The organism is Mesomycoplasma ovipneumoniae SC01, assembly GCF_000218525.1.
GTDB classification, from domain to species: Bacteria; Bacillota_I; Bacilli_A; order Mycoplasmatales; family Metamycoplasmataceae; genus Mesomycoplasma; species Mesomycoplasma ovipneumoniae_A.
The window spans coordinates 1-11204 of the sequence record NZ_AFHO01000031.1; the positions used below are offsets into that span (position 1 = coordinate 1).

Below are 11204 nucleotides of genomic sequence, written 5' to 3' on the forward strand. Positions count from 1 at the left end.
ATAATTTTGTACTTATTTTATCAAGATTTTCCAAAATGTTATCTACATTTTTATATTTTTCAAGTAATTTTATTGCGCCTTTTGCTCCTAGGCCATCAATTATCTTAATATTATCTGAACTATCACCCGCTAAAACTTTAAAATCAACAATTTGCTCAGGATTAATTCCAAAATTCTGGTGAAAATTTTCCAAATTAACTGCATTAATAGAATTATTTTTAATTTTATTAATAATAGTTGTTTTTTTATCAACTAATTGTAGTAAATCCTGATCTGAACTAAAAATGAAAATTTCTGTTTCAGGCTCGCTATTTCTTATTATTTTTTGCATAGATGCAATTAAATCATCAGCCTCAAATTCGCTGTCCTGTGATCAAAAAAACCCTGATAAACTAAGGATTTTTTTGATTATATCTATTTGGAGAAACAAAGATTCAGGCGGTTTTTGTCTACCTTTTTTGTAATCAGGATAGCTTTGATGGCGATTTGTTGTTGAGCCAAAATCGAATGCAAAATAGATATTGTTTGGCTCAACAAGTTTAATTAATTTAAAAACAGTATTAAAAAAAATATGAATTGCAAAAGTCATATCACCTTTAGAATTAATTAACTGATTTCCGTAGTATCCAGCAAAAAATGACTTAAAAGCAAGTCAATTTCCATCAATTAGCAAAATTTTTTTATTCATAATTGTCAACTTTATTCTGTAATTTATTTTTTTATTGTATATTTTCCATCATCTTTTAGCAATAATTTAAATTTATAGTTTTCTCCTAATTTAAAGGAATAATAATCCGAATTTTTTGAATAGACACCGATTGTCGTTTCTCCATCTGTTAGAGTTAGATAATAAAGTGTAATGCCATTCTTTGTAACATATTCTTTTACTTTTTTTAACTCAAGATATAATAAATATTCATTATTAGTTCTCAAATCTTTAAGTGGAATTTGATTTGCAACAACTTGTGTCTGTTTTTTTTCAATAAAAGACATTCCGAGATATTTTATTTCATTTTTGTAGTTTTCATCTTCATTATAAGGTAGTTTTTCAAGCAAATTTGATTCAGTTTCGCTATTATTTTCAAGCGCTACCAAATTTCCGTCTTTATCAGTTAAGACTAAAGTGGCATGATTTCAGAGCAAATCTAAATTATGAGTTAAAGTTTCTTGATTTGCAAATTCCTTTAGTGAATTTGCAAAAATTAATTTTTCAATTGCAACTTTTGAAAAATTAATTATTTTCATTCGTCTTATAAAATCAAGGAAAGACTTATATTTTCCATTTTTTTCACGTTCGTCAATAATTGATTTAATCGCGATTGTTCCAAGACCTTTTATCATTAAAAGTGGGAGGTAAATCGTGTTATTTTGTTCAGAATAAGTCGCCATGTGGGACGAAAAGTTAATATTTGGCTGCAAAATCTGAATTCCAAAATTTTGTGCTTCTTGGGCATATTTTTTAATATTTGCGTGAGCACCATTTTCATTTGAAATAAGTTCGGCAAAAAAATAAAGGGGAAATTTAGCTTTTAAATAAGCCATTTTATAGGCTAAATTTGCATAAGCAACCGCGTGGGCTTTATTAAAACCATAGTCAGCAAATTCAAAAATTTTATCATAAATTTCAGCGACTAATTTAGGATCACGGCCTAATTTAGCACCTCCTTCAAGGAAGTGTTTCTTAATTTGTTCCAGTTTTGATTCATCTTTTTTGGAAATAGCAACGCGAATTATATCTGCCTGAGCCAGATCAAAACCTGCAACAACTTGACAAATTTCCATAATTTGCTCTTGGTAAATAATAACTCCAAAAGTTGACTCAAGAATTTTGTCATATTCAGCAAAATATTTAGGCCAATTTCCACTTTCTTTGTTTTTTGCATAGGTAGGAATTTGCTTAATTGGGCCAGGTCGATAAAGCGAAATTACCGCAACAACGTCATCAATTGAATTTACGCCGATTTTTTTAATACTTGTTGTCATTCCGGGCGATTCTAGTTGAAAAATTCCGCTTGTTTTTCCTTCAGATAAAAGCTTATTTGCACTTTTATCATAGATTGGAAGCTGGTTAAATTGCAAATTGTGACCTTTTTTATTAATTTTGGCAAGAATATTTGCCACAATAGTTAAATTTTTTAGACCTAAAAGATCAATTTTCAAAAGTGAAAAATCTTCAATAAATTCAGCAGAATACTGAATCTGATTAAGATTTTCCTTTGAATAATGAAGCGGAACTAGTTGAGAAATTGGCGTTTTTGAAAGCACAATTCCGGCTGCATGAGTTGAGGACTGACGGGGCATTCCTTCCAAAAAGACACTGATTTCATAGATTTTTTTGTAAATTGCACTGTTGTCTTGGCCTTGAAAATTATCACCTTTTTCAATTAATTTGTAAAATTCGGACTTAGTATTTTGATAAAGTTGAGCCAGTGTCATATTTGCACTAATTAATTTAGCATTTTTATTAATTTGAGCCTCTGGAATACCAAATCCTTTTGAAATATCGCGAAAAATACTTTTGGCCGCAAGTGTCGAAAAAGTGATAATTGTCGCACAATGTTCTGGACCGTATTTTTGGAAAAGATAATCAATTATCTCATTTCGACGAGTATCTTGAATATCAATATCAATATCGGGCATTGAAATTCGTTTAGGATTCAAAAACCTTTCAAAAATTAGGTTGTATTTTAAAGGATTAACGGCGGTAATATCTAATAAATAAGCAATAAGCGATCCAGAAGCTGAACCTCGACCTGGCCCAATTAGAATATTATTTTCTCTAGCTCATTTAAGTAAATCTCAAATTATCAAAAAATAGTTACTGAATTTAAGCTCAGAAATTATTTTATATTCATACTGTAGTCTTGAGGATCAGTTGTAATTTTCAAGTTCAGTTCTTTTTTTATTTATTCCTTCTATTAAAACATTTTTTAAAATAATATCAGGATCACTTTGGCCTGTTGGATCTAAATTTGGCAAATTAATTCCAAATTTAGGAAATTCAATTTTAATATTTTCAACTAGGGCGTTTGTTCTCTTAATAATTTCAGTCTCAATCTCAACTTCTCAGTCATTAAAATCGTACAATTTTTGGCCTGTATCAAAAATTTCGCCTTTGATTTTGTAAAGGGCTTCTAGATAAATTTTCTCTGATGCATAAAGCACATTTCGTTCTTGAACGTAAATTGCATTACTAATTTTGGGATTATTTTCGACAATATAGTAGTTTTTTAAATTATTTTGGCCTAAAAGTGTTGATAATTGGACCTTTTTTTGACAGTAAAAACCTTTTTTGGGGTGATCAATAATAATTAAATTATCTTGATTTTGCAAGCCACTAAGAAAAATGTCCTCATTTTTTGTTTTTTTGGTCGAGATTGTCGACAAAAAAACATAACCTGAATAGTTTTTTGCAAGCAAAATAAAATGAAATTTTTCAATTTCAATTTCAAGGCCAATTACAGGATTAATCCCATTTTCCTTACATAATTTGTAAAATTTTGGAACCCCAAACATTGTGTTAAAATCTGTTAGCACCAATGTTTTTAGATTATTTTTGAGCGCAAAATCAATTAGTGAGTCTAATTTGATCGTTGATGATAAAAATGTATATTCGCTTCTTGTGTGTAAATTTATTAGATTCATATTTAAAGTAATTTTATTTTAAATTTAAAAAAAATCATTTATTTTTTGAAAAAATGTCAAAAAATAAATGAATGTTCTTAGGAAAACTTTTTAAAATACAAAGTCCTGAGTTTCCAGTTTGGTGGCAAAAATTCACTTTTAGTGGATATAAATACGTAAAAATACCGGTAAATCCGTGTTTTTGAGACTAAAATCTTTAATTTTTATTATTTTAAAATTAACCTTTTGAAAAAAAAAAAAAAAAATGCTTGGTTTAAAAAAATTTTGAGTTATAATAAGTCTCACTAAGAATAATTAATAAATTTTAATATTGAATTAAGGGGGAATTAGTTATGTTTTTGGCACAATAAACCTAGATAATGCCATTTTTTCCATTATGGCTTTAAATATAATGGAACGCCTTAAATTTAACCGTTTAGAAATCTACAAATTTACGGCTTTTAATTATTGCTCTTTCAAAACTTCATATATTTTTTTAGGCTCAATGTAAATAAAAACGAGTTTTCTTTTTACATTGAGTTTAAATAGTAGTTGTATTTTTTTATGGTTTTTGTTATTTTATCCATAAATTGATTTTTGCCAGTGTTTTAAACTAAAAAGTAGTTTAAATATTTTATATTCACTGAAAAATTTTTAAAATAGTTAGTTTTTGTCGTTATTTTCATCTTCAGATTTAATTCTGGCAAAAATTTTGTCCATTTCATCGACACGTTTTGCAACAGGATCGAGTTTAAAGTGTAATTCTGGAACTTTAAAGCCCTCAAGTTGATTTCCAAATTTGAGTCTTATAAATTTTTCAGCTTTAATAATTTCGGCTAGAAACTTATCTTCATCATATTCAAACTCTAAATAGACAAAAAGATGAGAATTATCACCTGAAAGACGGACTCAATTTACAGCAATTGGCATTCTTTCAGAAAAATTTGAGTCGATAATTTTTGAAATCAACTGGTGATAATAAGTTTGCCGTTTTTCATGACTAACAGACATAATTTTCTCCTTTAGTTATCAATTTCAACTTCAATAAAAGATTTAAGTTCATCACCTATTTCGATGTCATCAAATTTGTAGATGTGTGTTCCAAATTCATTTCCAATTGTTACCTCTTTTACAGGATTTTTATCACGCTGAAGTGATTCAATTTTTCCTGAGTGAATTAATTTGGAATTTCTTCACAATTCAATTTTGCAATTTTCAACAAATTTTCCACTAACAACGCTACATCCGGCAATTGAACCGACTTTTGAGAATCAAAATTTAGCAATGATTTTAGCAGTACCAATATGTTGAAGTTCATATTTGATTTCACGCATACTTCGAACTTGCTTTTTAATTTCATCAACTATTTTATAAATAATAGTGTGCTCGCGAATTTCGACTTGAGCTTGTTTAGCTTGCGCTTTTATTGCTGGCGGAACTTGGAGGTTAAAAGTGTAAATAGTTGAATTTGAAGTTTGGGCTAGCAAAATATCGGCTTTGTTAATAATCCCAACTCCAGAGTGTAAAATGTGAATATGAACATGTTTTGAAGCAAGTTGTTCAATTGTTGAATGCAAAGCTTGAGCAATTCCAGTTACATCGGCTTTGATTATAATATTTAAGGTTTTTTCTTTTGTTTGTTGACTAGTTTGGGCTTTTGTTTTTGAAAGTTTTTCAGATTGTCTTCTTTCTAATGCAAGTTGTTTGGCAAATTTTTCCTCATGAAAGCCAAAAAATTTATCACCAGCTTCAGGAACATAATTTAGACCTGTGACAATAACCGGAGTTCCCGGAGGAGCAAATTTAATTGGCTTACCATTTGTGTCTTCAAGTGAACGAATTCGACCGTATTGACAACCAGCAACAATGAAATCTCGAACCATCAAAGTTCCATTTTGCACCATTAGAGTTGCAATTGTTCCTTTATTATGGTGAAGTTTTGCTTCAATAACGGTTCCAATTGGGTAGCGATTTTTGTTCGCCTTTAGTTCAAGTATTTCAGCAACTAGTAAAATAGACCGAAAAAGTTCATCAATTCCTTGTCCAGTTAGAGCCGAACCGTAGACAAAAATATTGTTTCCTCCTCATTCTTCGGTGACAATATTTAATGCTGAAAGTTCATTTTTGATTCGATCAATGTCTTTGTTAGGTTTGTCCATTTTATTAACAAAAACAATAATAGGCACATTTGCAGCAGTAGCATGACTGATAGCTTCTTTAGTTTGAGGCATAACTCCATCATCAGCGGCAACAACAAGCACGATAATATCGGTAACTTTTGCCCCACGAGCGCGCATTTGTGTAAAGGCTTCATGACCTGGGGTGTCAATAAAATTGATAATATTGTCTTCAAAATTAACTTGATAAGCACCGGTGTGTTGGGTTATTCCGCCGCGCTCATTTTTTGCAACATTAGTTTTTCTAATAAAATCAAGAAGTGTTGTTTTCCCGTGATCGACATGACCCATAACCGTAATAATTGGAGGGCGGTGGCTAAGATGATCAGAATCGTCTTTAATACTTACTTCTTCCATGAAATTTGATGCATCAATTTGGACTTCTTTTTTAAAATCAAGTCCAAATTCAAGACAAACTTCGGCAATTTCATCTTCAGATAGACTATGATTTAAATTATACATTTTTGCTTGTTTGAAAAAATAAGTAATAATTTCATTAACAGAGACATTAATTTTTTCTGAAAGTTCGCTAATTGTCATTATTCCCGAAAAGAGGAAAACGCCATTGTGAACTTTAGTTTCAACATTTTTTAGTTGAGCCTTAATGTCGCCTACATTTGAGATTCGTTTTTGCGGTTTTTTCATAAGTTTTCTACCTCGATTGCTAAATTTTGGTAAGCAAAAGGGGAAATATTTGTTTTAAAAGCGCGATTAAAAAGTTTTCTTTTAATCGCAAATTGAATTTTTTCATAATCATTGAAAATGTAAGCGCCCCTGCCACCAATTTTTTTATCAAAATGTTTATCAATAATTAATTTTTGATTAATATAAGTGAACCTAATTAAATTATTTATAGGATAAACTTTTTGATCAACTATACATTTTCTTGTGTGATTTTTCATTTTGCTACCTTAAAAGTCAAAATCGTCAATATCAATATCATCAACACCGGTGTATTTTACAAGATCATCATCTGATTTGAAATTTTTAATCTGTTTTTCATTTTCGATATATGATTCGCTATTTTCTTCGGTTTGAGAATTAACTTGTACTTTTGGAGTTTTTTGGTCTTGTTTTTTGCCTTCTTCTTCTAAATGTTGTTTGTCGATTAATTCATTTTCGCTAATTGCTTCATTAACGGCTGAATCAAACAAAGAATCAGCATCAAAAAATTTTTTTTGATTTACATTTGAAAAAGAATATGAATTTTCTATTGAATCTGATTGATAATTTGAGTAATTTGGTTTATTTTCTTGCTTATTAATGGGTTTGCTTGAAGGTTTATTTTTAGTTGCTGATTGTTTCAAAGGACTAGCGGGTTTAGTAATTTCTGGCTGAATTTTAGTAGATTTTACTTTATTTCTAGGTATAAATTCATTCTCAACCCCATAAGGTTTTTCAAGTTCGAGAATATCTGATTCAAATTGCTGCAAAATTGAGTCAAAACTATTATTAGGTCGACTATATGAATTTCACTTATTTTGATAAGCGCGACTTTGTTGACGTTGCATATATTCGTTTTTGAGATCGATTAGCTCTTGGTGATCTTTAACATTTCCGTTTCACTCAATTTGGAAATTATTGTCTTTTAGAACTGCAGAATAAGGTAAAATTTGAAGTTGACTACGAGTTAAATCGGCTGTTAATTTTACATTTGAACCGTTTTTTCCAATAGCAAGACTATGTTGAAAATCAGGCACAACTACGGTAAAACGCCGTAATTTATGACTTATTTTGAACTCTTTAACGCAAATAACTTTTGAAGGTGACATTGCATTTACAATGAATTGAATTATATTGTCATCATATTTAATAACTTCAATTTTTTCGCCATCAAGTTCTTGGGTAATTGCAAAAATTCTTGAACCGGTTTCGCCAACAACTGAGCCAATTTCTGAAATGTCATTTGCTTCAGCATCATCAGTTTTTCGGATTGCAACCTTACATTTTTCACCAGGAATTCGCGCTATTGAAGCTATTTCAAGATATTTAGATTGTAATTCAGGAATTGCATCAATTATTTTTTTCTTAACAAGTTGAACTGATTTTGATGAAACGACAACTTGTGACTGTTTTGTATTTTTAGTTACATTTTCAATAACAACTTCATGACGTGAACCAATTTTTAAATTATTTCCAGTTGCATAATGACTTGGCATAAAAGCAGAAACTTTGTCATCATCAATTTCAAAAATGTAACCAGCTGAAATTTTGTTTGTTATTGTCGCAGAGACAACCTGATTTTTTAATAAAGAATATTTATTAAAAACATTATTACGAACAATTTCAGAAATTTTTTGTTTAAAAGTATGCATGATTGCTGTAAAAAGTCATTGTTCAAAAGCTGTAAGGTCAAGTTCAATTGAAAAAATGTCATCAACACGGGCATTTTCGTCGACTTTTTTTGCATCAGAAACTAAAATAAATGAAATAGATTCATTAATTTTTTCTTCATTTGTCAGCTCATCAAAATAAGTATCTTCAACAACAATTCCGTTTGTATTAAAAACTTTAAAATTTGAATCTTCCAGATTAGCTTCAATTACAATATGCGCATCAGGGTCGATTTTTCGTGATATAACAAATTCAATAGCTTCTTGGAAAATATCAACAACTCTATCTAGCGATAACTCGCTGTTTTTAGCAACCTCCTTAATTGATTGAACAATTAATCTTGCATTATCTCTTGGGTTAATTTTAGTAACTTTTTCTTTTTTCCTATTCATCTTGGTAATCCTGCCCTCTTGAAAGCACTTCTAAAATAAAATTTTTTTCACTAGACTCAATTTTATCAATAAATTCAGAAATTTTTACAGAAATCTCTTCAACTTGATCAAGCGAATTATAATTTGTAACAATTCTTAAATAGTTCAGCCCGTCTTCTAAAACAAAATTAATTGACAAAATATCATTAAATTCATTTTTTAACCTTTGTATTAAATTCAAATTATCTCCTTTTTTTCGAATGTTTTCAATAAAGTTTGTTGGGTTTAAAACAAAAAAGTCGTCACAAGGACAACCTTTTATTGAAATGTTAATTTTATAAAGGCTAAAATAATTATACAACGTTTAAATTTTTTTAAAATAAAAAATTAAAAGTAAATGATTTTTAGCTGTTATGTTATAATTTAAAAATATGTTTTTTTAGCTCATTTATAGAAGTTTTGTATTTTTTCAACATAAGTATTATAACAACTTCTAGATTTATCGTTTATTTTAGCACTTTTTTGGGTTTTTATAGTAAATATGTTTATTAATTATGATACTGCTTTAATTAGAAAAAATTCGCGCGGTGAATCATATTGAGGACCGCTAGGCTTAATTTTTAATTCAAACCGTTTTGAATTTTATTTATGATCACCTGATGCAACGCGGGTTCACTTTGCAATTTATGAAAATTTTCAAGACACTAATCCAACCGAAATAATCGCAATGACAAAGCGATCTGATGTTTGGTTTTGCGAAATTGACGAAAAATTTCACGGATATCTTTATAATTTACTAATTGAACACCGTGATTCAAAAATAACCGAAGCGCTTGATCCTTATTCATACAGCATTTGTCCTTTTGATTGAACTAAAAATGAAGTTTCAAAAAGTTATTTAATTGATATTTATTCACCTCAAGCTGGCGCAAGTCCTTCAGAATTATCATTTCAAACCAAAAATCCGCTGAGTGATGCGCTAATTTATGAATTAAATATTCGTGATTTTAGTTCCAAAAATTCAAACATAGCAAATCCAGGAACTTTTCTTGGGGCTCTAGATCAGAAAATTTTTGATTATTTATCAGGCTTAAATTTTAATTTTTTGCAATTATTGCCAGTTCATTCTTGTTACACTTTTAGTCAAAAAAATATTTCAATTCTTAAAAAAGGACAAGGAAAAGGTCATTTTACAAACTATAATTGGGGCTATGATCCACTTGGTTTTTTTTCAATTAATTCAAGTTATTCGTCAAACCCGGTTGACCCGTATTTAAAAATCAAAGAATTTAAAACATTTATTGACTCAGCTCACAAAAAAAATATTGGAATTATTCTTGATGTTGCTTTTAGTCAAACTTTTCGCAAATCTATTTTAGATGATGTTGCCCGTGGTTATTTTTATCGCGATGAGGCTTTGTCTTTTCCTTCCCAATTTCCACCTCTTGATTCACAAAAACCAATGGCATTTAGGTTAATTTTAGACTCACTTATTTTCTTTGTTAAATACTATAAAGTTGATGGTTTTCGCTTTGATGCAGCTTCGTATTTTGATAAAAAATCGCTTGAAATTATAAGTATTGAACTGAAAAAAATAAATCCTAACATTATCTTGTTTGGTAAATTTTGTAAAAAAACTGATTTACAACATAAAAATCGAACTGAAAAAACTAGTCGTTCTAATAATTTTAATTTTGCTTATTTAAATAACGGGCTTTCTAACGTTATTCGCGGATCTAATGTTCCTGGTGATAAAGGTCTAATTTTGTCAAAAAATAGTTCAAAATTTGCTTCATATGTCTCATTAATTCCAGGTGGTATTTTTGATTTTAATTTTGGCGATTTTTTTCACTCAAGTAGAAGAGATGACCTTTTTGCAAACGATATTAGTATAAATGTTTCTTATATAACTTCATATGATGGCCCAACTTTGGCTGACAAAATTTTAACAACTGCTTCAGGACTAACGAAAAACGCCTTTATCGAGACTTACCGTCAAGCATTAATGATGGTTTTATTTGTTCAAGGAAAAGTTCTTTTAAGTTCAGGAACTGAGTTTGCCTTTTCAAAAGCGTGCGATTTTTCGGGCGCTAGTTATTCAAATTGTCATCTTAATTTAAACTCAACAAAACCACCTTTTCCATTTCAGGCCAATAAATTTCTTGATTTTTATTCAAATAAAACCACCGATTTTACTAACGGTCTTGATTTTAGCCTTCTTGAAATTAGCGAAATTAAAACTAAAATTTTTAATTTTTTAGCAAAAATTAACGAATTTCGTCAGAAAACCCAGTTTTTTAAATTGCCAAATAATCAAGCAATTTGTGATTCTATAAAATTTGAAACTGTTGATAATAAAAAAGGACTAATAATTTTTAACATCCAAATTAAAAACGAAATTATTAAAGTGATTCATAATTTTTCAAGCAATTCTTATGACTATAATTTTGAAGATTTTGATGTTATTTTTAATTCTAAATTACAATTTAGTCAAAATATTATTCAAAAACGACAGTCACTTTTGCTTATGAAAAAAATCTAAAAAACTTTAGTCCTAAAATTTGCTTTGAATTTTAAAAAAAACTAAAAAAACCAGTCAAAACTGGTTTTTCCTAAATCGAAGATAAAAATGCAACATATAGTATAATAATATTATAGTTGCATTTTTTTATTTTTGGAGTATCATGGAAAAAAGAAA

8 protein-coding genes are annotated in these 11204 nt (G+C 29.0%); 1 reads left to right on the top strand and 7 read right to left on the bottom strand.

What is annotated here, in order from left to right; all coding sequences use genetic code 4:
• The 7 genes from MOSC01_RS0103930 to MOSC01_RS0103960 all read right to left on the bottom strand — a co-directional run.
• Nucleotides 1-688: 5'-3' exonuclease (locus MOSC01_RS0103930; protein WP_010321489.1), on the bottom strand; the 688-nt coding region annotated here is incomplete at its 3' end.
• 23 nt (nt 689-711) lie between these two features.
• A complete protein-coding gene (gene dnaE / locus MOSC01_RS0103935) occupies nt 712-3645 on the bottom strand; it encodes a DNA polymerase III subunit alpha (RefSeq protein ID WP_010321490.1) in 2934 nt (977 codons plus the stop codon).
• Between the two features lie 642 nt (nt 3646-4287).
• A complete protein-coding gene (locus tag MOSC01_RS0103940; protein ID WP_010321491.1) occupies nt 4288-4635 on the bottom strand; it encodes a ribosome-binding factor A in 348 nt (115 codons plus the stop codon).
• Nucleotides 4636-4646: 11 nt separating this feature from the next.
• Nucleotides 4647-6446, bottom strand: a complete 1800-nt coding sequence (infB, locus tag MOSC01_RS0103945) for a translation initiation factor IF-2 (protein WP_010321492.1) — start codon at nt 6444-6446, stop codon at nt 4647-4649.
• Entirely contained in the window at nt 6413-6703 is a 291-nt protein-coding gene (locus tag MOSC01_RS0103950; RefSeq protein WP_010321493.1) for a YlxR family protein, read from the bottom strand. Before MOSC01_RS0103950 ends, infB begins: the two co-directional genes overlap by 34 nt.
• A 9-nt stretch (nt 6704-6712) precedes the next feature.
• Entirely contained in the window at nt 6713-8527 is a 1815-nt protein-coding gene (nusA, locus tag MOSC01_RS0103955) for a transcription termination/antitermination protein NusA (protein WP_010321494.1), read from the bottom strand.
• Nucleotides 8520-8747 carry a hypothetical protein gene (locus MOSC01_RS0103960; RefSeq protein WP_029513127.1) on the bottom strand — a complete coding sequence of 76 codons (228 nt, stop codon included), beginning with the start codon at nt 8745-8747 and terminating at the stop codon, nt 8520-8522. Before MOSC01_RS0103960 ends, nusA begins: the two co-directional genes overlap by 8 nt.
• Nucleotides 8748-9047: 300 nt before the next feature.
• Here MOSC01_RS0103960 and MOSC01_RS0103965 point away from each other — a divergent pair, with 300 nt between their 5' ends.
• On the top strand, nt 9048-11048 hold the full coding sequence (locus MOSC01_RS0103965; RefSeq protein WP_010321496.1) for a pullulanase: 2001 nt from the start codon (nt 9048-9050) through the stop codon (nt 11046-11048).
• The last annotated feature ends 156 nt before the right edge of the window (nt 11049-11204 follow it).